Consider the following 20,940-nt stretch of genomic DNA (forward strand, 5'->3'; position numbering starts at 1 on the left):
GAAATCGAACACATCACGGCGCCGCGGTGGCGGCGGCTTTCCCTGGCTGCAGGCTGCGGGTAGCAGCCAGCGGCATGCCCTGCTCGATCAGGCCCGCATGCAGTGCGGCGCCCAGCGGCAGGATCTCGTCATTGAAGTCGTAGCGGCTGTTGTGCAGGAAGGCGCCGCTGCGGGCGTCCTGGCCGATGCGCAGGTAGGCACCGGCCTTCTTCTGCAGCATGAAAGAGAAATCTTCGGCGCCCATGCTGGGCTCCATGTTGCGGTCGACGTTCTTCGCGCCAACCAGCGATTCGGCCACGTCGGCCGCGAACATCGCTTCGGGGGCGGTGTTGATGGTGGCCGGATAGATGCGCTCGTACTTGATCGTCGCGGTCGCGCCAAAGCCGGCGGCAATGGCCGTGCACAGCTCGCTCAGTCGCTGCTCGACCTGCGCCTGCACGCGCGCGCTGAAGGTGCGCACGGTGCCGACCAGCGTGGCCTCGCCCGGGATCACGCTCATCGCGCCGAGGTCGCCGGCCTGCACGGCGCAGATGCTGACGACGGCCGCGTCGATGGGGCGCACGCTGCGCGACACGATGGTCTGCGCCGCGGTGATGATGTGCGCGGCCACCACGACAGGATCGATGGTCTGGTAGGCGTGCGCGCCATGGCCGCCCTTGCCCTTGATCTCGATCGTCACGCGGTCGGCCGCGGCCATCATGGCGCCGCGGTTGATGCCGACGGTGCCAGCGGGCATCGCGGGCCAGTTGTGCATCGCATAGACGGCGTTCACCGGAAAGCGGTCGAACAGGCCGTCTTCGATCATCACGCGCGCACCGGCAAAGCCTTCTTCGCCGGGCTGGAAGATCAGCACGGCGGTGCCGTCGAAGTCGCGCGTCTCGGCCAGGTAGCGCGCGGCGCCGACGAGCATGGCGGTGTGGCCGTCGTGGCCGCAGCCGTGCATCAGGCCGTCGTTGGCGGAGCGCCAGCCGAAGTCGTTGTCCTCGCGCATGGGCAGCGCGTCCATGTCGGCGCGCAGGCCGATCATGCGGCCGCTGGCCGTCGACTTGCCGCGGATGACGCCGACGACGCCGGTCTTGCCGATGCCTTCGTGGATCTCGTCCACGCCGCAGGCGCGCAGCGCCTCGCGCACGCGGCCCGCCGTGTAGACCTCTTCGAAGCCGAGCTCGGGGTGGGCGTGCAGGTCGCGGCGAAAGGCCGTGATCTCGGGGTAGAAGCTGGCGATGTGCGCGAAGGCCCGGCCAGAGGCCTGCAGGCGCGGCGCGGTGGCAGCTGTTGGGGCGCTCACCTCAATGGCCTCCCGCCTTGCCCACGCGCAGCCGGGGATCGACCACGAAGTACAACAGGTCGACCACGAGATTGATCACCACGAAGATCAACGCGATCAGGCACAGGTAGGCGGCCATCACGGGGATGTCCGCGAAGGTCACGGCCTGGATGAAGAGCAGCCCCATGCCGGGCCACTGGAACACCGACTCCGTGATGATCGCGAAGGCGATCAGGCCACCGAGCTGCAGGCCGGTGATGGTCATGACCGGCACCAGCGTGTTCTTGAGGGCGTGGCCGAAGTGGATCGCGCGGTTCGACAAGCCCCGTGCGCGTGCGAACTTGATGTAGTCGGTGCGCAGCACCTCGAGCATCTCGGCGCGCACCAGCCGCATGATCAGCGTGAGCTGGAAGATCGCCAGCGTCACCGCCGGCAGGATGATGTGGTGCCAGCCATCGGCCTTGAACAGGCCGCTGGTCCACCAGCCGAACTGCACGGTATCGCCGCGCCCGAAGCTCGGGAACCAGCCCAGCGTCACGGCGAAGACGAGGATCAGCAGGATGCCGATCAGGAAGGTGGGCAGCGACACGCCGAGCAGCGACACGGTCATGAACACCTGGCTCATGAAGGTGCCACGGCGCAGGGCGGTGTACACGCCCATCGGGATGCCGACGAACAGGGCCAGGGCCGCGGCCACGAGCGCGAGCTCGAGCGTGGCCGGGAAGCGCTCGCCGATCAAGCGCGACACCTTGGCGCCCTGGCGCAGGCTCAGCCCGAACTCGCCTTGCGCCGCATTGACGAGGAAGTGCCAGAACTGCACGAAGAAGGGTCGGTCGAGCCCCAATGCGGCGCGCATTTCACGGATCTGGTCGGGCTTGGCGTCTTGTCCCAGCAGGAACACGACCGGGTCGCCGACATATTGAAAGAGGAGGAAGGCAATGAACGCAACCGCGATCATGACGATCACGGCCTGGATCAGGCGGCGCAGTACAAAGGCAGTCATTCAGCAACAAGAGTGATCGCGGCATGCTAGCAGTGCAAACAGCGTGCCCGCACGGGGGTTCCCCGGGGGTGGAGGCGCAATTTTTACGAGTGAGAACAGGCGCGCCCCAATGAAAAAAGCCACCCGGCTTGCGCCGGGTGGCTTTTGAGTCTTTCGATTCGAAGCTGGCTTACGCCAGCATCAAATTAGAAAGCGTGACGGATACCGAAGTCGTAGCCGGTCGAGGTCTTCGGGGTGAAGCCACCCGTGGTCACGAACGACGGGCCGCCGACGGTCAGCGAAGCACCGTTCTTGTTGCTCACGCGAGCAACGGTAGCGTACAGAGCCGTGCGCTTCGACAGGTTGTGCACGTAGCCGATGGCCAGCTTGTTGGCCTTCGGGTCAGCCAGACGCGGCTGGAACAGCACGTCAGGCTGGTTCAGGTCGTACTTGACTGCCGAGTACGAAGCGCGGATCAGGCCAGCACCGACCGGCACGGTCACGCCGAGCAGGTAACCGGTCAGGTCCGTGTCAGCACGGCCGCCAGCGAACGGGGTGACTTCGTAGTCACGCTTGTTCTTGGCGCGCGACAGTTCACCGAACAGCTTCACGGGACCGAAGTCGTACGAAGCGCCCAGGTTCAGCGTGTTGACCTTGTCGGTCGTGCCGGGGTAGTAGTTGTCACCCACGGTGCTGCTGCCGTAAGCCAGAGCCACGTCCAGGGGGCCGTTGGCGTAGCCGAAGCGACCGCCGACGTAACGACCTTGACGCTGGCTGTTAGCCACATCAGGCGTTGCCAGGCCAGGGCTGTACTTGGTCTTCTCGCTGAAGCCGTACATCACTTGACCGTAGAAACCACCCAGGTTCGGCGGCAGGAAGTAGCCGATCGTGTTGCTGGCGCGCACGTAGTTGTTCGCGCCGACGTTGCTGATCGAACCAACCGAAGCTGCGGGCGAACCGAAGCCGCCGAACGAGCCATTGGCCGTCGAGATCAGGTTGGTGCCAACGCCGTTGGTGCCGAACGGATCGAACACGGTGTCGTTCCAGAACGTCGGGGTGTAGTCACGACCCAGGCGGATTTCACCGAAACCACCCGACAGGCTCACGGTCGAGCGACGTGCGAACGTTGCAACACCTTCAGAGCCGTCATCGTTCTTGATCGGAGCTTCGAGCCAGAAGCTGGCGGCCAGGCCACCACCGAGGTCTTCCGTACCACGGAAGCCCAGACGGCTGGAGTTGTAGCCCGAGTTAGCCAGTTGACGGCTGCTGGCCTTGACGCTGCCCTTGTTCAGGTAGAACGGGTTCAGGAAGGTGGCACCGTTCAGGTCACGCGAGGTGGACGAGTAGCCGCTGATCGACGCGTCGACCACACCAAACAGCGTGACGGACGACTGAGCCGAGGCAACACCGGCAACAGCCAGGGCAGCCAGAGCAACTAGAGATTTTTTCATTGCAAGTTTCTCCAAGGTTAAACATAGGGCTCCGGTGCGAAGGGCTCACCGTGACTGGCACTTAGTGCTCCCACCGGACCCCGGGCCAACCTCCTTTTGGGAAGTTGATGCTATTGCACCAGAGCCGCTGCGGCAGGGCAAAACAAATCGCCCTAAATCTTGGAAGCCCCGTGTGTTTCGTTGCAGTCGTGCAACAAAGGACTTAGACAGGTGGTTTTGCCACGATATGAAACGAAATGTGCCCTCCTTGCATCGCTGGACAGGTGCGTTCAAATAGAGCCATGACTGCCCTGCTCGACCCCGCCCTGACTGCCGCCGATGCGGCTTTGCGCACGCTTTTTGCTCGATCTCACGCCACCCGGGCGCTTCCGCCCGCGATCCAGCCGCAAGGTGAATTGAGCGAGTCGGAGCGCCGCGAAGCCGGGGCGCTGATGCGCGTGAACCATGTCGGCGAGGTGTGCGCCCAGGCGCTGTACACCGCCCAGGCCGCCGTGGCGCGGGACCCGGCGCTGCGTGCGCACTTCCTGGAAGCCGCGCATGAAGAAACCGATCACCTGGCCTGGACCCGGCAACGGCTGGACGACCTGGGTGCCCGACCGTCCCTCCTGAACCCGCTCTGGTATGCAGGAGCCTTCGGGCTCGGACTGGTTGCCGGACGCCTGGGCGATCCCCTGAGCCTCGGCTTTGTCGCCGAAACCGAACGGCAGGTGGAAGCGCACCTTGAAAGCCACCTGGACCGCCTGCCGCCGACCGATCACGCCTCCCGCGCCGTGGTCGAGCAGATGAAGATCGATGAAGCCCGCCATGCCACGCAAGCCGTCGACGCGGGCGCCGCGGAACTGCCGGCCCCCGCCAAGGCCCTGATGCGCCTGGCGTCCCGGGTCATGACGACCGTCGCGCACCGGATTTAAGGCCCAGCGCGCCGCCACCCGGCGTTTCAGGTCTCGATCAGGTCGAAGCTGGTCGTGATTTCCGCCGTCTTCGCCAACATGATGCTGGCGGAGCAGTAGGTTTCGTGGCTCAGCGCGATCGCCCGCTCCACGGCGGTGGCCGGAATGCCCTTGCCCGCCACGGTGAAGTGCATGTGGATCTTCGTGAAGACCTTGGGGTCCTTTTCGGCGCGCTCGCTGGTCAGCTTCACACTGCAGCGTTCGACGCGATGGCGCCCCCTTTTCAATATGAGCACCACGTCGTAGGCCGTGCACCCGCCCGTGCCCGCAAGCACGGTTTCCATCGGCCGCGCCGCCAGGTTCTGGCCGCCGTTCTCGGGCTTGGCTGCGTCCGGGGCGCCGTCCATCATCAGGACGTGGCCGCTGCCAGTCTCGGCCACGAAGCCCATGGCCGATCGGGTGCCTGCGTCACCGGTCCAACTTACTGTGCATTCCATGGTGTTTCAGCTCCAATTGGGATGAATTGGTGCGCAAAAGTGCACGCCAACATCGGTTTGTGTGTGGGAAAAGCATCGCCTGCTTGTTGCATCGCAACAAAGGGTGGGTATACTCTATTTCATTGCTGCGCACTTCATGGTGTGCACCCAGTTGTCTCCTCCACCCTTCCAATTGGTGGATTTAGCCCCGAGTTGCAAAACTCGGGGCTTTTTTCTTTGTGCGTCCCATGACGGCGCCACTCTAGCCGCCCCCCTGAAAGGGCAGCTGCTCTGGCTGCCCTGGCTGTTGCCGGTGTTGCCTCGGCTCAGTCGTCCGTCACGCTGTTTGGTGTGGTCGACGCGTCGATCAGCGGCTACTCGTCCACCTCGCGTGACCTGGGCAACGGCGTCACGTACGACAAGCTGGGCTTCCCCATCTACAACCCGTTCTACGTGAACCGCGGCAGCGTCAAGGCAAGCCGCCGCGAACTGGCCCACTCGGGCTACAACTCCAGCCGCCTGGGCTTCCGTGGCACGGAAGACCTCGGTGGTGGCCTGGCCGCCAGCTTCTGGCTCGAAGCGCCGATCAGCAACGACGATGGTCAGACCGGCGTGTCGACATTCACGCGCCGTTCGACCGTGAGCCTCTCAGGCGGTTTCGGTGAAGTCCGCCTCGGCCGCGACTACACCCCGACCTTCTGGAATGACACCGTGTTCGATCCGTTCGGCACCAACGGCGTGGGCACCAACCTGGTCAACACCGCCAACGGCGCGTTCGGCAGCTTCACCGGCTACGCCGACGGCAAGAAGCTCCCCGATGCCCTCAAGAACGTTCCGCAACTCCCCGATGCCGGTGGCAGCACCTATGCGCGCGCCGGCAACAGCATCGGCTACTTCCTGCCGCCGAACCTGGGTGGTTTCTACGGTCAAGTGATGTACGGCTTCAGCGAGAAGACCAAGTACAGCCCTGGCCTGGCTACGCCTTCCACGGACAACACGTCGCGCACCGGCCGTTACATCGGTGGCCGCTTCGGCTACGCCAACGGCCCGCTGGACGTTGCGCTGGGTTACGGGAGCAGCACCGTGGGCGACCAGTTCTACGTCGGCACGACCACCAAGGTCAACACGCTGAACCTGGGCGCTTCGTACGACTTCGGTCCGGTGAAGCTGTTCGGTGAACTGTCGCGCGCCAAGAACAAGGTCGACTACGAAGTCGAACCGTACCTCGGTGGCCGTCCAGACATCGACCTGACCGGCTATCTGCTCGGCGTGACCGTGCCGGTCGGTGCCGGCCTGATCCGCGCTTCGTACTCGAGCGTCAAGTACGACGAGAACCTGGTTGCCCGCACCCCGTGGGAAGTGCTGCCCGCCGACAAGAAGGCCAACAAGCTGGCGATCGGCTACGTGCACAACCTGTCGAAGCGCACAGCCCTGTACGCCACCGTTGCTCGCGTGAGCAACAAGAACGGTGCAGGTCTGACCGTTGGCGGCCCGTCGTTCGTGACCACGGGTGGCTTCACCCCGAAGACCTCGACCGGCTACGACTTCGGCATCCGTCACGCCTTCTGATCGATCGCGGCTCGATTCTCATGCTGGCCCACGCCAGTTTGAATCAAGAGACCCTCAAGCCGCCCGGTTCAAGCCGGGCGGCTTTTTGTCCTTCTTCAACTCACCCGGCCACGCCTGCTCTGCAGCAGCCCCACATTCATTTCTCCGCTCAACACCGATGCGTAGAAACGTTCGACCATGTTGACGCTCGTGCGTGCGTTGCGCGCCAAGGTCAGCATGTCGATCCCCTGCCCATACAGGAGCCGCAACGTGATGGCGGTATGGCGCAGGCAGTACAGCGTTCTCGATTGACCCAGCGGCCCCTTTTCGAGCCCCGTCTTTTCGAGCACCCAGTGAAAGAAGAAATTGAGAACCGCCAGCGCGTGCTCGCGGTTCTTCAGGTGCGGCATGAAGATGTAGTCTTCCGCCCCGCCGAAGCCATGCGTCTCGCGGTACGTGCGCAGGCATTCATAGACACGAACGGCAGGTCGCAGGCTCACGATGGGCTGGCTGTGCCGCTTGGTCTCCGGCAGATTCATCCGCAGGTAGACATGCTTGCCTCGCACCACCTCGATGTGCTTGTGCTTCATGAGCTTGATGTCGCTGGGACGCACGAAGGTGTTGACCATCCAGCGGATCAGCCAGGGCAGCTCGTCGGGCATGACGAGCAATTCGCGAGCGATCCAGAAACGTTCGCCGGCCGTCAGCCGGTCCAGCACCGGGTGCGAATGGCCGCGCACGCTGCGCGCCGCCGCAATCAGCGCACGGTACTCCGCCACGCTGAAGCTGCCGCGCGGCTGGCTGCGCACCTTGACCTTCGGGAACACGGGGGCCTCGCGCAATGCACCGACGTGCACGCCATGCATGACCACCTTGCGCAGCAGCACAAGGTACTGCGCGATCGTCGTGCTGGTGAAACCTTGTTCGCCGAGGTGATCGATCAGGCGCTGCACGTCTGCGGTCGCGAACACAGCCGCCGGCACATCGCCCAGCAACGGAACGATGTGCGCACGCAATCTGTTGCCCATGACCTGCCATGTGGGCCGTCCGATTTCGCCGCGTTGCACGCGCGCGGCCTCGGCCTGCATCAGTCCTTTCGAAAGGTCACTGACAGAAACTGATAACAAATTCTGCCCAACTGTTAGCGAATTAGCGGGCGTATGAATCGCGGGATAGGTGCGCGCAAAAAAACCGGAATCATTTGCAGCAGGAGCCTTGCGGAATAGGTTTATGACATTTGTGTCCATGCCATTCCCCGCATGCAATACCGATGCCTCTTATGATTGATGGTTAGCAAATGAAAACTCCCTGGAAAAGATCTTGCGCAATGCACCCGTTACTGCGGCCTTAACGCCCGCCGACTATCTCAGAAAAATCCTCAATGCGCGGGTCTACGACGTGGCTGTCGAGTCTGCGTTGGAGAAGGCGCGCGCGCTCAGCGAGCGGCTCGGCAATACCGTATTGCTCAAGCGCGAGGACCAGCAACCCGTATTCAGTTTCAAACTGCGCGGTGCCTATAACAAGATGGCGCACCTGAGCAAAGCGCAATTGGCGAGCGGTGTGATTTGCGCATCGGCCGGCAATCACGCGCAAGGCGTTGCGCTCGGTGCGCGCAAGCTCGGCACGCGCGCAGTGATCGTGATGCCCGTGACCACGCCGCAATTGAAGATCGATGCGGTGCGTGGTTTCGGCGGCGAGATCGTGTTGCACGGCGACAGCTATTCCGACGCCTACCTGCACGCGCTCGAATTGCAGGCGCAACAGAACCTGACCTTCGTCCACCCGTTCGACGATCCCGATGTCATCGCAGGCCAGGGCACCATTGCGATGGAGATCCTGCGCCAGCACCAGGGCCCGCTCGACGCGGTGTTCGTGGCGATCGGCGGCGGTGGTTTGATCTCCGGCGTGGCCAACTACATCAAGGCCGTGCGGCCCGAGATCAAGGTGATCGGCGTCCAGATGAACGACTCCGACGCGATGATGCAATCGGTCGCCGCGCACCAGCGCGTGAACCTGCCCGACGTGGGCCTGTTCTCCGACGGCACGGCCGTCAAGCTGGTCGGCGAGGAAACCTTCCGCATCGCGCAGAACCTGGTCGACAGCTACATCTCGGTCGACACCGATGCGGTGTGCGCCGCCATCAAGGACGTCTTCGTCGACACGCGCAGCATCGTCGAGCCGGCCGGTGCGCTGGCCGTGGCGGCCATCAAGCAGTACGCCGCCGAGCATGGCCGCCAAGGCGAGACCTACGCGGCGATCCTGTGCGGCGCGAACATGAACTTCGACCGGCTGCGCTTCGTGGCCGAGCGGGCCGAGGTCGGCGAGGAGCGCGAGGCGCTGTTCGCCGTGACCATCCCCGAAGAGCGCGGCAGCTTCCGCCGTTTCTGCGAACTCATCAGCGAGTTGCCGGCCGGCGTTGCGCCGCGCAACGTGACCGAGTTCAACTACCGCATCAGCGATGCCGCCAAGGCCCACGTGTTCGTCGGCCTCACGACCTCGGCACGCGGCGAGTCGGCCACCATCGCGAAGGTCTTCATCGAACACGGCTTCGACGCGCTCGACCTCACGCACGACGAGCTCGCCAAGGAGCACCTGCGCCACCTGGTCGGCGGCCGCACGGGGCTGGCGCACGACGAGCGCCTGCTGCGCTTCGTGTTCCCCGAGCGTCCGGGTGCGCTGCTCAAGTTCCTGAGCCTGATGCGGCCGAACTGGAACATCAGCCTGTTCCATTACCGCAACCAGGGCGCCGACTACGGACGCATCCTCGTGGGCCTGCAGGTGCCGGCCGAAGAGTCGGCGGCCTTCGACAGCTTCCTCGAAACGCTGGGCTATCCCTGCGTCGAGGAAACGGCCAACCCGGCCTACCGCCTGTTCCTCCAGGCCTGAAGAAAAGAGAAAGAGACCGCTGCGCTTACTGCGCAGGGGTCTGCGCCTGCGGCGGCGGCTCCATCGCGGCGCCCGCCAGTGCCGGGGGCTGCTGAGGCGGCATCACCACCGCCGGCATCGTGGCCGGCAACGGCCCGGCTGGCGCAGGTGACTGCATCGTGGGCAGACCGCCAGGCGGCGTCGGAAGCCCCATGCTCAGCGGCGCACGCACCGGCAGCTGCAGCGTGAACGCCGCCGGCCCGTCGCGCTGGGCACCGAGCGTCGCCGCGCGCACACCCACCGACTGCAGCACATAGCTCTCACCGACCTTCGAGCCGACGCGGAACGGCCGCGGCGGCTTGCCGTCGATCGAGATCAGCGCCGCGCCCTGGTTCGACGGGTCCGCCACCACGCCCGACAGCGCGAAGCGGCTCGCAGCCTCCGGCGCCACGGGCGCGTTCGACGTCACCGTGACCACGCCCAGCAACCGGGCCACCGCCTCGGCATCGGCCGCGACCGGTGCGCGCGGCATCGTGGCAGCGGCGGCCACGGCGTCGGCCGGCGAGGCCAGCCGCAGCGCCCAGAACACCGCGGCGCCCGCGGCCAACGCCCAAAGCCCCGTCGTTGCAAGTGGGGCATGCCAGCGGGCTGCGGAGTAAGGACTTGTCATGGCCGCGGATTATCATGCAGCGCGCTTACCGCCTCATGTCCCCGCAAGCTATGAACAAACTCCTTCGTTCCGTCTCCCGCACCGCACAACGCGGCTTCACGCTGATCGAACTCATGGTGGTGCTTGTCATCATCGGCGTGCTCGCTGCGCTGATCGTGCCGAACGTGATCGAGCGCGCCGACGACGCCCGCGTCACCGCCGCCCGCACCGACATCAACAACCTGATGCAGGCACTCAAGCTCTACCGCCTCGACAACCAGCGCTACCCGACCGCCGAGCAGGGCCTGCAGGCGCTGCTGACCCGCCCCACCGCCGGCCCGGCCGCACCCAACTGGAAGCCCTACGTCGAGAAGCTGCCCAACGACCCCTGGGGCCATCCGTACCAGTACATGAACCCCGGCATCAAGGGCGAAATCGACGTGCTCTCCTTCGGCGCCGACGGACAGAGCGGCGGCGAGGGCAAGAATGCCGACATCGGCAGCTGGCAGTAAGCGCATCACCCCCGGCCGCGTGGTGCTGCCAATGCCTCGCGCGGCGCGCGGCTTCACATTGCTGGAGCTGATCGTGGTGATCGCGATCATCGCCATCGCAACCGCCGGCGTCAGCTTCGCAATGCGCGACAGCAACGCCGCCGCGCTCGACCGCGAGGCCGACCGCCTCGCCGCCCTGCTCGAATCGGCCCGCGCCCAGTCGCGTGCCAGCGGCGTCATGGTGCGCTGGCGCCTCGTCGAAGGCGGCGGCTTCGTGTTCGACGGCCTGCCGGCCGACGCCCTCCCCACCGGCTGGACCCACGCCGGCATCACGGCCCAGCCCCTGCTGGGCGGCGGCACGCCGGTGGCGGCGCTGCAGCTCGGGCCCGACCCCATCATTCCGGCGCAGCAGGTCATGCTGCACAGCGAAGGCCCGCCCGCGCGCATGCTGCGCGTTGCCACCGACGGGCTGCGGCCCTTCACCGTGTTCGCCGTGCCATGAGACAACGGCTGCGGCGCACCGCACGCCACCGCGGCTTCACGCTGATCGAGGTGCTGATCGCACTCGGCATCGTCGCGCTCGCGCTCGCGGCGGGCTCGCAGGCCACGATGTCGCTCACGCGCAATGCGCAGCGCCAGTCCGACCTCGTGCTGGCCGGCCTGTGCGCCGAAAACGAACTCGCCAAGGCGCGCCTGTCGCGGCAGATGCCGGCCGTCGGCGACTCGGGCTCGATCTGCCTGCAGGCCGGTCTCACCTTCCTGGTGACGACCACGACCGTGCCCACGCTCAACCCGAATTTCCGGCGCGTCGACGTGCAGGTGCGCGACGAAGGCAGCGCACCGCTGCTGCGCGTGTCGACCGTGGTGGGGCGCGTCTGATGACGAAGCCTTCGCGCGCGCGCGGCTTCACACTGATCGAGCTGCTGGTCGCCATCGCGGTGATGGCGCTGCTCGCGCTCGTGAGCTGGCGCGGCCTGGACAGCATGTCGCGCGCCACCACGCAGAACCAGCAGCGCGCCGACGCGGTGCTCACGCTGCAGGCCACGCTCGCGCAGTGGAGCGCTGACCTCGACGCCATCACCCTGCTCGCGCAGACCCGCCCGATCGACTGGGACGGCCGCGTGCTGCGCATGACGCGCCGCGGCAGCGACACCAGCACGCCGACCGTGCAGGTCGTCGCCTGGACACTGCGCCCAGGCGCCGACGGCACGCGCTGGCGGCGCTGGCAGTCGGCGCCCTTCGCCACGCGCGGCGAATGGGTGCAGGCCTGGAACCTCGCAGCCGCCTGGGCACAGGACGGCGCCGCACCCACCGGCGGCGCCACGGATGTCGCGTTGATGCCGGTCAACAGCTGGCAGCTCGCGTACTTCCGCAACAACGCCTGGGTGCCGGCGGAGCCGCTGCCCGTGGCGGCGGCGAACCCCTCCAACCCGGCCGGCGCGCTCATCGCGATGCCCGACGGCGTGCGGCTCGTCCTGACCCTGCCGCCCGGCGACGGGCTCTCGGGCACGCTCACGCGCGACTGGGTGCGCCCGACGCTCGGGGGACCGCGCTCATGACCGCACCGCAACGCCATCGCGTGGCCAGCGCACGCCGCCAGCGCGGCGCCGCGCTGCTCGCCGCCATGCTGACCGTGATGCTGGTCGCCACCTTCTCCGCCGCCGCGCTCTGGCAGCAGTGGCGCTCGGCCGAAGTCGAAGGCGCCGAGCGCGCGCGCGTGCAGGCGGCCTGGGTGCTGATCGGCGCGCTCGACTGGTCGCGCCTGATCCTCGGCGAAGACGGCCGCGCCGGCGGCCCCGACCACCTCGGCGAGCCGTGGGCCGTGCCGCTCGAAGAGGCTCGCCTCACCAGCTTCCTGTCGGCCGAGAAGAACGTGGCGAGCGACAACCTCGAAGGCCTGCCCGACGCCTTCCTGTCGGGCCGCATCGTCGACGCGCAGTCCAAGCTGAACGTGCTGTCGCTGGTGGACGCCGGCAAGCCGGTGCCGGCCAGCGTCGCCGCCTTCACGCGCCTCTTCAACCTGCTGGGCCTGCCGGCCGGCGAGCTGACCCAGATGACCGCGCGGCTCGCGAGCGCGCTGCACACCGGCAGCACCGACGCCGCCTCAGGCGGTAGCGGCGGTGGCGGCAGCAGCGAAGCCAGCGCCGACACCGGCGCCGCCCCCCTGATGCCGCAGGAAGTCGCGCAGCTGGTGTGGCTCGGCCTCTCGCCCGCCACCGCCGCCGCGCTCGAGCCCTACGTGACGATCCTGCCGGAGCGCACCACGCTCAACCTCAACACGGCCAGCGCCGAAGCCATCAGCGCGAGCGTCGAATCGCTGGGCATCGCCAGCGCGCGCCAGCTGGTGGAGCGGCGCACCCGCTCCTTCTTCAAGAACATCGAGGAAGCCAACGCCGGCCTGCCCAGCGGCGGCTCGCGCTTCAACGCGGCCCAGCACGGCGTGGGCACGCAGTATTTCGAGGTGTACGGCCGGCTGCGGCTGGACCGCACCTGGGTGGAAGAGCACTCGCTGCTCTTTCGCAAAGGCCTGGCTGTGACCACCGTCTGGCGCACCCGTGGCGCGGGCGCCACCCTGCCCCCGGCAAAACCCTGACGCCGCTTTCCTTTTCTCTGATCAAAACACCGTCAAACGCACGTAGTCTCTGCAAGGTATGCTATTCAAACAATAGCAACAACTTGTAAGCCACCCTCCTACAATCACCGGCTTTTCCGACACCCCCCACATGACCCCGCTGCTGCTCCTTGCCCCCCTCCCTCCGGCCGATGCCGCGGGTGAGTACGACTGGGCCCAGGCCGGTGAGGACGGCATCGCCCTGCGCGACCAGGGCCGTGCGCTGCTGGCACTGCTGCCGTCGGGCCCCGAGGTCACGCTCGGCATTCCGTCCGCGGCGCTCTCGTGGCACCGTGTCACCTTGCCCAAGGGCAGCATGGGCAGCACCTCGAAGCTGCGCGCCGTGCTCGACGGCCTGCTCGAAGAGCACCTGCTCGACGACCCGGAAGCCCTGCACTTCGCGCTCGCGCCCGACGCCAAGGCCGGCGAACCGGTGTGGGTCGCGGCCTGCAACCGCATCTGGTTGCGCAGCGTCGTGCAGGGGCTCGAAGCCGCCGGCCGGCGCGTCGTGCGCATCGTTCCCGAATTCACGCCGCAGCCGGCCGACGCGCCGCCGCTGCTGCAGGTCACGGGCGAGCCCGAGGCGCCGCAGCTCACGGTCTGCGACGGCGACGGCGTGGTCTCGCTGCCGCTGGCCGGCGCGGGCCTGGCCCTGTCGAACGGCCTGCCGCTGGACACCGCCGTCATCACCACCGAGCCCGCCGTGGCCGAAGCGGCCGAGCACCTGCTGCAGCGCCGCGTGCCGATCGTGCAGGCGCCGCAGCGCTGGCTGCACGCCACGCGCACGCCCTGGGAACTCGCGCAGTTCGACCTGGCCGTGACGGGCCGCGCGCGCGCCGGCAAGAAGTTCGCCTCGGTGCTGCAGACCCTGCGTTTCGCGCCCGAATGGCGCGCTGCGCGCTGGGGCATCGTGGTGCTGCTGCTGACCCAGCTCATCGGCCTGAACGCCTGGGCCTGGAAGGAGCGCAACGCGCTCGAGTCCAAGCGCCAGGCCACGCGCGCCATCCTGACGCAGACCTTTCCCTCGGTGAAGATCGTGGTCGACGCGCCGCTGCAGATGGGCCGCGAAGTCGCCGCGCTGCAGCAGGCCGTGGGCGATGTGGCACCGAGCGATTTCGAACCCATGGTCGGCGCCATCGCCACCGCCCTGCCGCCCGGCCGCTCCCCGAGCGCCATCGACTTCAGCGCCGGCCAGCTGCGCCTGCGCGGCCTCGGGCTGCAGCCGCAGGAGGTCACGCAGATCACCACCGCGCTGTCGCCACGCGGCTACCAGGTGCGCACCGAAGGCGACCTGCTGCTGGTGCAGGCCGAGGCCAACCGATGAACTTCAGCGAACAACTCAAGGCCCGCTGGGCCGTCCTCGGGATGCGCGAGCGCCGCCTCGTCATCGGCGCCGTCGCGCTGGTGGCACTGGCCTTGCTCTGGTGGATCGCGCTCGCCCCCGCGCTGCGCACGCTGGCCGCGGCACCGGCCGAACACGCACGGCTCGACGCCCAGCTCCAGCAGATGGCCACCTTGCAGAACCGCGCGAAAGCGCTGCAGTCGCAACCGCGCCTGGCGCGCGACGACGCCCTGCGCGCGCTCGAAAGCTCGGTGCGCGACGGCCTCGGCGTCACGAACGCGCAGCTCATGACGGCCGGTGGTGACGGCGGCGCCACCGTCACGCTGCGCGGTGCGCCGGCCCAGGGCCTGGCGCAATGGCTCGCACAGGCGCGCGGCAACGCCCACGCCGTGCCGCGCGAAGTGCACCTGACGCGCGCGCCCGTCGCACCGCCGCCGCCGGGCGCCAAGCCTGCGCCCGCCACGCCCGACCAACCTCCGCAACCCCGCTGGGACGGCACGCTCGTGATGGCGCTGCCCGCCCCGCGCTGAAGCAGCCCCACGCACGCACGGCATGGCGAGACGTCCCCCGGTCCCCGACCTCCAGCCGCGCCGCGGCAGCTGGCGCTGGGCCGTGCTCGGCGCCGTCACCGGCGTGCTGGTCGCGGTCGTGCTGTTCGCACCGGCGCGCTGGCTGGCATCGGCACTCTCAGGCTGGACGCAAGGCCGCCTGCTGCTGGTCAACCCGCGCGGCACGGTCTGGAACGGCACCGCCGCCGTCGTGTTCGCCAGCGGCGCCGGCGGCGCGCAGGCCGTCTCGCTGCCGGGCCTCTTGAACTGGCGCATGTGGCCGAACTGGCGCGGCCTCTCGGCACGCCTCGATCTGTCCTGCTGCGCGGCGCAACCGCTGGGCCTGCAAGCCAGCCCGCGCGCCGACGGCCTGCAGCTCACCTGGCAGGACGCCCGCTCGCGCTGGCCCGCCACGCTGCTCACCGGCCTGGGCGCGCCCTGGAACACGCTCAAGCTCGAAGGCGCCCTCGACCTCAACACCCGCGCCTTCGCCATGCAGTGGGACGGCCCCGCCTTGCGCATCGAAGGCCAGGCCACGCTCGACGCCACCGATGTGTCCTCCGCCCTGTCGACCCTGCGGCCGATGGGCAGCTACCGCCTCTCGCTCGAAGGCGGCACGCGTCCCACGCTGCTGCTGAGCACGCGCGAAGGCAGCCTTGAACTGAACGGCAGCGGCAGCTGGAGCGGCACCGCGTTGCGCTTCAACGGCGAAGCCAGCGCGGCACCGGGCCGCGAAGACGCACTTTCCAATTTGTTGAACATCATCGGGCGGCGCGACGGTGCGCGCTCGATCATCACCCTGGGTTGATCCGACCATGAAGAAGCCTCTGTCCTCGTCCGGCGCCCGCCCCGGCCTCGTCGCGCTCGCGGTACGCCTGCTGATCGCGGCGTCTCTCGTGCCGGTCTTGCCGGCCGCCTACGCACAGACCGGCGACGCCCCGCGGCGCGGCGAACCGATCACGCTGAACTTTGCCGCCGCCGACATCGAGGCCGTGGCCCGCACCATGGCCGTGGTCACCGGGCGCGACGTGGTGGTCGATCCGCGCGTGAAGGGCACCATGAACCTGGTCACCGACCGCCCGTTGGCGCCGGCCGCTGCGTTCAACCAGTTTGCCGCCGCGCTGCGCCTGCAGGGCTTCGCGGTGGTGGAAGCCGACGGCCTGTACAAGGTGGTGCCCGAGGCCGACGCCAAGCTGCAGACCAGCACCGTCAACACCACCATCAGCGGCGCCAGCTCGGCCGCGGGCAACCAGATCGTCACGCAGATCTTTCGCCTGAACTACGAGTCGGCCAACAGCCTGCTGCCGGTGCTGCGCCCGCTGATCCCGCCGAACAACACCATCAACGTGAACCCGGGCAACAACTCGCTCGTGATCACCGACTACGCCGACAACATGCGCCGGCTGGCGCGCATCATCGCGTCGCTCGACGTGCCCAACGCGTCCGACATCGAGGTCATCCAGCTCAAGCATTCGGTCGCCACCGACATGGTGCCGCTGGTCACGCGCCTGGTCGAAGGCGGCGGCGCGGGTGCGCCGGGCGCCGCCGCACCGGGCGGGGCCGATGCCTCGTTCCGCACCACGCTGATGGCCGACCCGCGCAGCAACTCGCTGATCCTTCGCGCCGCCAACCCCGCGCGCGCGCAGCTCGTGCGCACGCTGGTCGAGAAGCTCGACCGTGCGCCGGCCGAAAGCAGCAACGGCGCGGCCGGCAACATCTACGTGGTCTACCTGAAGAACGCCGACGCGGTGCGCCTGGCCGCCACGCTGCGCGCCGCCATGGCCGCAAGCCAGCAGCAGTCGCAGGTGCCGGGTGCGCCCGGGGCCGCGGGCAGCGCCGGCTCGTCGGTGCCGCCGGCCAGCATGCCGATGACGCAGGCCGGCTTCGGCGGCAACAACACCCAGGGCGGCGGTTCGGCCGCGGCCAACGCGCCGCTGAACAACGCCAACCAACCGTCCACCGGCGGCCAGATCCAGGCCGACCCGAGCACCAACTCGCTCATCATCACCGCGCCCGAGCCGCAGTACCGCCAGATGCGCGCCGTGATCGACAAGCTCGACGGCCGCCGCGCGCAGGTGATGATCGAGGCGCTCATCGTCGAAGTCAGCGCCAAGAAGGCTGCCAACTTCGGCGTGCAGTGGCAAAGCGCGCTGGGCAACAACGCCGTCATCGGCACCAACTCCAGCCTGGCCAGCGCCAACATCCTGGCGCTGACGCAAGCACTGGCCACGCGCGACGTGGCCGGCATCCGCCCCTCCACCGGCCTGAACCTGGGCATTGCCGGCAAGATCGGCGGCCAGTACATCCTGGGCGCCATCGCCAACTTCTTCAACAGCGACGGCGACGCCAACGTGCTGTCCACGCCCAACCTGCTGACGCTGGACAACGAAGAAGCCAAGATCGTCATCGGCCAGAACGTGCCCTTCGTGACCGGCCAGTACGCCAGCACCTCGGGCTCGGTCGGCATCAACCCGTTCACCACGGTGGAGCGCAAGGACGTGGGCCTCACCCTGCGCGTGCGCCCGACCATCAACGAGAACGGCACCGTGAAGATGACCATCTTCCAGGAGACCTCCACGGTCGACCAGAACACCGTGAAGGACCCCAACGGTCCGACCACCAACAAGCGCTCCATCGAGTCGAGCGTGCTGGTCGAAGACGGCGGCCTCGTGATGCTCGGCGGCCTGCTGTCGGACAACTACGGCAACACCGTCGAAAAGGTGCCCGTGGCCGGCGACATCCCCGTGCTCGGCAACCTGTTCAAGAACGAGGTGCGCACGCGCGACAAGAGCAACCTCATGATGTTCCTGCGCCCCGCCGTGATGCGCGACGGCGCTTCGACCGAAGCCTTCGCCTACGACCGCTACGACGAGATCCGCGGCATGCAGCAGCGCACGCAGCCCAACACCGACAACATCATGCTGCGCGGTGTCGACTCGGCGCCCGTGCTGCCCGAGGCGCCGCTGGTGCGCATCAACCGCCTCAACGGCAACGACAGCAGCAGGACCAGCGAGACCCGCATGGAAGGCACGCAGCTGATCCCGCCGCCGCGCCCCGCCACCGACAACCGCCGGCTCGCCCCCAGCCCGCTGCGCGGCGCGCTGCCGCCCACCTCCGACCCGACCAGCTCGCGCGAGTCGCCCTGAACCCCGTCCCGCACACGCCAGCCACCCATGCGCTATCCCCTGCCCTACGCATTCGCACGCAGCCAGCAACTGCTGCTCGAAGCCACGGACGACGGCCGCCACACGCTGTGGATGTCTTCCCATCCGGCGCGCAGCGCGGTCGGTGAAGTGACCCGCAAGTACGGCGTGCAGGCCTTCGAGGTGCTCGACGACGGCCCGCTCGCCCAGCGCATCAGCGCCGCCTACGCCCAGGGCGAATCGAGCGCCGCCGCGGTGGTCAGCGAAGTGCAGAACGACGCCGACCTCTCGCGCATGATGCAGGAGCTGCCGGCCGTCGAAGACCTGCTGGCCAGCGCCGGCGACGCGCCCATCATCCGCATGCTCAACGCGCTGCTCACGCAGGCCGCGCGCGACGGCGCCAGCGACATCCACATCGAGCCCTACGAGCGCACGTCGTCCGTGCGCTTTCGCATCGACGGCACCTTGCGCGAAGTGGTGCAGCCCAACCGCGCACTGCACGCCGCGCTGATCTCGCGCCTGAAGATCATGGCCGACCTCGACATCTCCGAGAAGCGGCTGCCGCAGGACGGACGCATCAGCCTGCGCATCGGCACGCGCGCGGTCGACGTGCGGGTGTCGACGCTGCCCAGCGCACACGGCGAACGCGCCGTGCTGCGCCTGCTGGACAAGAGCGAATCGAAGCTCACGCTCGAATCGGTCGGCATGCAGGGCGATTCGCTGGCGCGCTTCGAAAAGCTCATTGCGCAGCCGCACGGCATCATCCTCGTGACCGGCCCCACCGGCTCGGGCAAGACCACCACGCTGTACGCCGCGCTGGCCCGCCTCGACGCGAGCCGCAGCAACATCATGACGGTCGAAGACCCCATCGAGTACGAGCTGCCGGGCGTGGGCCAGACGCAGATCAACGCGAAGATCGAACTCACCTTCGCCAAGGCCCTGCGCGCCATCCTGCGGCAAGACCCCGACGTGATCATGATCGGCGAAATTCGCGACTTCGAAACCGCGCAGATCGCCATCCAGGCCTCGCTCACCGGCCACCTCGTGCTGGCCACGCTGCACACCAACGACTCGGTGAGCGCCGTCACGCGCCTCACCGACATGGGCGTGGAGCCCTTCCTCTTGAGCTCGTCGCTGCTCGGCGTGCTGGCGCAGCGCCTCGTGCGCAAGGTCTGCACGGCCTGCGGCGGCGCGGGCTGCGAGGCCTGCGGCCAGACCGGCTACCAGGGCCGCACCGGCATCTTCGAGCTGCTCGTGGCCGACGACGAAGTGCAGGCACTCATCCACGGCAAGGCGGCCGAGAGCGCGCTGTTCGAAGCCGGCGCACGCGGCGGCCTGCGCTCCATGCGCGAAGACGGCGAACGGCTGGTGCAGGCCGGCATCACCTCGCGCGCCGAACTCTTGCGCGTCACCCGCGAGTAACGTCCCGCGATGCCCGCCTATTCCTTCGAAGCCATCGATGCCAGCGGCCAGTCGCGCGAAGGCGTGCTCGAGGCCGACACCGCTCGCGCCGCACGCGGCCTGCTGCGGGCACAGGCACTCATTCCGCTGTCGGTCAAGCCGGTCGGCAGCGGCGATGCGGCCGGTGGCGGCGGCGCCGGAAGCAACGCGCTCACGCGCTGGCTCGGCGGCGGCAAGCGCGTCTTCAACTCGACGAACCTCGCCGTGTGGACGCGCCAGCTCGCCGGCCTCATCTCCGCCGGCCTGCCGCTGGAACGCGCGCTCACGGCCCTCACCGACGAAGCCGAATCGGAACCGCAGCGCAACCTCGTCGCCTCGCTGCGCGCCGAGGTCAACGCGGGCTCGCCCTTTGCGCGCGCGCTGTCGGCGCACCCGCGCGAGTTCTCGCCCATCTACACCGCCGTGATCGGCGCCGGCGAGCAAAGCGGCAACCTCGGGCTGGTGCTCGAACGCCTGGCCGACGACCTTGAAGAGCGCCAGGTGCTGCAGCAGAAGCTGATCGGCGCCGCGCTGTACCCGGCCATCGTCACGCTGGTGGCGATCGTGATCGTGATCTTCCTCGTGAGCTATGTGGTGCCGCAGGTGGCGCAGGTGTTCGCGGGCACCAAGCGCTCGCTGCCCTTCCTCACCACCGTGATGCTGTCGCTGAGCGCGGCCGTTCGCAACTACGGTTGGTGGATGCTGGGCGCCATCGTGCTCGCGGCCATCGGTGTGCGTGTCGCGCTGGCGCAGGAAGCCTTCCGCCTCAAGTTCGATGCCGCCTGGCTCAAGCTGCCGCTGGTCGGCAAGCTCGCGCGCGGCTACAACGCGGCGCGCTTCGCCAGCACGCTCGCCATGCTGGCCACGGCCGGCGTGCCGATCCTGCGCGCGCTGCAGGCCGCCTCCGAAACGCTGGGCAACCGCGCCATGCGCGCCGACGCGCTCGACGCGCTGGTGTTGGTGCGCGAAGGCGCGCCGCTGGCGTCCGCACTGGCGCAGAAAAAACGCTTTCCCGGGCTGGTGTCGATGTTCGCGCGACTGGGCGAGCAGACCGGCACGCTGCCCGTGATGCTGCAACGCGCCGCCAACCAGCTGGGCGCCGAAGTGCAGCGCCGCGCGATGCACCTGGCCACCATCCTGGAGCCGCTGCTCATCGTCGCCATGGGCGGCGTGGTGATGCTCATCGTGCTGGCCGTCATGCTGCCCATCATTCAGCTGAACCAGTTCGTCAAGTGAC

The 20,940-nt window shown here is 68.0% G+C and carries 20 protein-coding genes; 14 read left to right on the forward strand and 6 right to left on the reverse strand.

All coding sequences use genetic code 11. The annotated features are described in order from the left end of the window. Positions 1-13: 13 nt before the first annotated feature. From AC07Q9_RS06355 to AC07Q9_RS06365, 3 genes are all read right to left on the reverse strand, one after another. Complete coding sequence (locus tag AC07Q9_RS06355) at positions 14-1,288, reverse strand: M20 aminoacylase family protein (RefSeq protein ID WP_495308093.1); 1,275 nt, start codon at positions 1,286-1,288, stop codon at positions 14-16. Between the two features lies 1 nt (position 1,289). Then, on the reverse strand, positions 1,290-2,270 hold the full coding sequence (locus AC07Q9_RS06360; RefSeq protein WP_056573001.1) for an ABC transporter permease: 981 nt from the start codon (positions 2,268-2,270) through the stop codon (positions 1,290-1,292). Between the two features lie 185 nt (positions 2,271-2,455). Further along, a complete protein-coding gene (locus AC07Q9_RS06365; RefSeq protein WP_495308095.1) occupies positions 2,456-3,700 on the reverse strand; it encodes a porin in 1,245 nt (414 codons plus the stop codon). A 281-nt stretch (positions 3,701-3,981) separates the two neighbouring features. Here AC07Q9_RS06365 and coq7 point away from each other — a divergent pair, with 281 nt between their 5' ends. Further along, on the forward strand, positions 3,982-4,611 hold the full coding sequence (gene coq7 / locus AC07Q9_RS06370) for a 2-polyprenyl-3-methyl-6-methoxy-1,4-benzoquinone monooxygenase (RefSeq protein WP_489059080.1): 630 nt from the start codon (positions 3,982-3,984) through the stop codon (positions 4,609-4,611). A gap of 26 nt (positions 4,612-4,637) precedes the next feature. On the opposite strand, the gene AC07Q9_RS06375 is transcribed toward coq7, so the two are convergent. Next, the gene (locus AC07Q9_RS06375) at positions 4,638-5,087 is read right to left on the reverse strand and encodes an OsmC family protein (RefSeq protein WP_062472691.1); all 450 of its coding nucleotides are present in this window, start codon (positions 5,085-5,087) and stop codon (positions 4,638-4,640) included. 270 nt (positions 5,088-5,357) lie between these two features. Here AC07Q9_RS06375 and AC07Q9_RS06380 point away from each other — a divergent pair, with 270 nt between their 5' ends. After that, the gene (locus tag AC07Q9_RS06380; protein ID WP_495308238.1) at positions 5,358-6,635 is read left to right on the forward strand and encodes a porin; all 1,278 of its coding nucleotides are present in this window, start codon (positions 5,358-5,360) and stop codon (positions 6,633-6,635) included. A gap of 95 nt (positions 6,636-6,730) precedes the next feature. Here the strand turns inward: AC07Q9_RS06380 and AC07Q9_RS06385 are convergent, their stop codons facing one another. Continuing rightward, the gene (locus AC07Q9_RS06385; protein WP_495308098.1) at positions 6,731-7,861 is read right to left on the reverse strand and encodes a site-specific integrase; all 1,131 of its coding nucleotides are present in this window, start codon (positions 7,859-7,861) and stop codon (positions 6,731-6,733) included. A gap of 73 nt (positions 7,862-7,934) precedes the next feature. Here AC07Q9_RS06385 and ilvA point away from each other — a divergent pair, with 73 nt between their 5' ends. Continuing rightward, on the forward strand, positions 7,935-9,500 hold the full coding sequence (gene ilvA, locus AC07Q9_RS06390) for a threonine ammonia-lyase, biosynthetic (RefSeq protein ID WP_495308100.1): 1,566 nt from the start codon (positions 7,935-7,937) through the stop codon (positions 9,498-9,500). 25 nt (positions 9,501-9,525) lie between these two features. Here the strand turns inward: ilvA and AC07Q9_RS06395 are convergent, their stop codons facing one another. Beyond that, a complete protein-coding gene (locus AC07Q9_RS06395; RefSeq protein ID WP_495308102.1) occupies positions 9,526-10,149 on the reverse strand; it encodes a type II secretion system protein N in 624 nt (207 codons plus the stop codon). Between the two features lie 50 nt (positions 10,150-10,199). Here AC07Q9_RS06395 and gspG point away from each other — a divergent pair, with 50 nt between their 5' ends. The 11 genes from gspG to gspF all read left to right on the forward strand — a co-directional run bounded on the left by gspG (position 10,200) and on the right by gspF (position 20,939). Then, positions 10,200-10,640: a type II secretion system major pseudopilin GspG gene (gene gspG, locus AC07Q9_RS06400; protein WP_307695495.1), complete on the forward strand. Its 441-nt coding sequence runs from the start codon at positions 10,200-10,202 to the stop codon at positions 10,638-10,640. Beyond that, positions 10,615-11,121: a prepilin-type N-terminal cleavage/methylation domain-containing protein gene (locus tag AC07Q9_RS06405; protein ID WP_495308105.1), complete on the forward strand. Its 507-nt coding sequence runs from the start codon at positions 10,615-10,617 to the stop codon at positions 11,119-11,121. Before gspG ends, AC07Q9_RS06405 begins: the two co-directional genes overlap by 26 nt. Then, positions 11,118-11,498 carry a type II secretion system minor pseudopilin GspI gene (gene gspI, locus AC07Q9_RS06410; protein ID WP_489059089.1) on the forward strand — a complete coding sequence of 127 codons (381 nt, stop codon included), beginning with the start codon at positions 11,118-11,120 and terminating at the stop codon, positions 11,496-11,498. Before AC07Q9_RS06405 ends, gspI begins: the two co-directional genes overlap by 4 nt. After that, entirely contained in the window at positions 11,498-12,178 is a 681-nt protein-coding gene (locus AC07Q9_RS06415) for a PulJ/GspJ family protein (RefSeq protein WP_159273966.1), read from the forward strand. Before gspI ends, AC07Q9_RS06415 begins: the two co-directional genes overlap by 1 nt. After that, a complete protein-coding gene (gene gspK / locus AC07Q9_RS06420; protein WP_495308107.1) occupies positions 12,175-13,212 on the forward strand; it encodes a type II secretion system minor pseudopilin GspK in 1,038 nt (345 codons plus the stop codon). The genes AC07Q9_RS06415 and gspK overlap by 4 nt, the downstream gene beginning before the upstream one ends. Positions 13,213-13,342: 130 nt before the next feature. After that, entirely contained in the window at positions 13,343-14,554 is a 1,212-nt protein-coding gene (gene gspL / locus AC07Q9_RS06425; protein WP_495308109.1) for a type II secretion system protein GspL, read from the forward strand. Further along, positions 14,551-15,102 carry a type II secretion system protein M gene (locus AC07Q9_RS06430; RefSeq protein ID WP_495308112.1) on the forward strand — a complete coding sequence of 184 codons (552 nt, stop codon included), beginning with the start codon at positions 14,551-14,553 and terminating at the stop codon, positions 15,100-15,102. The genes gspL and AC07Q9_RS06430 overlap by 4 nt, the downstream gene beginning before the upstream one ends. 22 nt (positions 15,103-15,124) lie before the next feature. Next, on the forward strand, positions 15,125-15,928 hold the full coding sequence (gene gspN, locus AC07Q9_RS06435) for a type II secretion system protein N (RefSeq protein WP_153280522.1): 804 nt from the start codon (positions 15,125-15,127) through the stop codon (positions 15,926-15,928). Positions 15,929-15,935: 7 nt separating this feature from the next. Further along, entirely contained in the window at positions 15,936-18,266 is a 2,331-nt protein-coding gene (gene gspD / locus AC07Q9_RS06440) for a type II secretion system secretin GspD (protein ID WP_495308114.1), read from the forward strand. A 27-nt stretch (positions 18,267-18,293) separates the two neighbouring features. Continuing rightward, positions 18,294-19,685 (forward strand): GspE/PulE family protein, encoded by a 1,392-nt coding sequence (locus AC07Q9_RS06445; protein WP_062472610.1) that lies wholly within the window; start codon positions 18,294-18,296, stop codon positions 19,683-19,685. 9 nt (positions 19,686-19,694) lie between these two features. Next, a complete protein-coding gene (gene gspF, locus AC07Q9_RS06450; RefSeq protein WP_495308115.1) occupies positions 19,695-20,939 on the forward strand; it encodes a type II secretion system inner membrane protein GspF in 1,245 nt (414 codons plus the stop codon). Position 20,940 lies beyond the last annotated feature (1 nt).

The sequence above is a fragment of the Variovorax sp. GW821-FHT09A10 genome, assembly GCF_059418385.1.

Excerpts from the sequence above, each read along its gene's own strand:
- AC07Q9_RS06405 (WP_495308105.1), top strand. The coding sequence starts at position 10,615 with ATGCCGACATCGGCAGCTGGCAGTAAGCGCATCACCCCCGGCCGCGTG.
- gspF (WP_495308115.1), top strand. The coding sequence starts at position 19,695 with ATGCCCGCCTATTCCTTCGAAGCCATCGATGCCAGCGGCCAGTCGCGC.
- gspK (WP_495308107.1), top strand. The coding sequence starts at position 12,175 with ATGACCGCACCGCAACGCCATCGCGTGGCCAGCGCACGCCGCCAGCGC.
- AC07Q9_RS06375 (WP_062472691.1), bottom strand. The coding sequence starts at position 5,087 with ATGGAATGCACAGTAAGTTGGACCGGTGACGCAGGCACCCGATCGGCC.
- gspN (WP_153280522.1), top strand. The coding sequence starts at position 15,125 with ATGGCGAGACGTCCCCCGGTCCCCGACCTCCAGCCGCGCCGCGGCAGC.
- AC07Q9_RS06395 (WP_495308102.1), bottom strand. The coding sequence starts at position 10,149 with ATGACAAGTCCTTACTCCGCAGCCCGCTGGCATGCCCCACTTGCAACG.
- AC07Q9_RS06415 (WP_159273966.1), top strand. The coding sequence starts at position 11,498 with ATGACGAAGCCTTCGCGCGCGCGCGGCTTCACACTGATCGAGCTGCTG.
- AC07Q9_RS06365 (WP_495308095.1), bottom strand. The coding sequence starts at position 3,700 with ATGAAAAAATCTCTAGTTGCTCTGGCTGCCCTGGCTGTTGCCGGTGTT.
- coq7 (WP_489059080.1), top strand. The coding sequence starts at position 3,982 with ATGACTGCCCTGCTCGACCCCGCCCTGACTGCCGCCGATGCGGCTTTG.
- gspD (WP_495308114.1), top strand. The coding sequence starts at position 15,936 with ATGAAGAAGCCTCTGTCCTCGTCCGGCGCCCGCCCCGGCCTCGTCGCG.
- gspL (WP_495308109.1), top strand. The coding sequence starts at position 13,343 with ATGACCCCGCTGCTGCTCCTTGCCCCCCTCCCTCCGGCCGATGCCGCG.
- gspG (WP_307695495.1), top strand. The coding sequence starts at position 10,200 with ATGAACAAACTCCTTCGTTCCGTCTCCCGCACCGCACAACGCGGCTTC.
- AC07Q9_RS06445 (WP_062472610.1), top strand. The coding sequence starts at position 18,294 with ATGCGCTATCCCCTGCCCTACGCATTCGCACGCAGCCAGCAACTGCTG.
- gspI (WP_489059089.1), top strand. The coding sequence starts at position 11,118 with ATGAGACAACGGCTGCGGCGCACCGCACGCCACCGCGGCTTCACGCTG.
- AC07Q9_RS06360 (WP_056573001.1), bottom strand. The coding sequence starts at position 2,270 with ATGACTGCCTTTGTACTGCGCCGCCTGATCCAGGCCGTGATCGTCATG.
- AC07Q9_RS06430 (WP_495308112.1), top strand. The coding sequence starts at position 14,551 with ATGAACTTCAGCGAACAACTCAAGGCCCGCTGGGCCGTCCTCGGGATG.
- AC07Q9_RS06385 (WP_495308098.1), bottom strand. The coding sequence starts at position 7,861 with ATGGACACAAATGTCATAAACCTATTCCGCAAGGCTCCTGCTGCAAAT.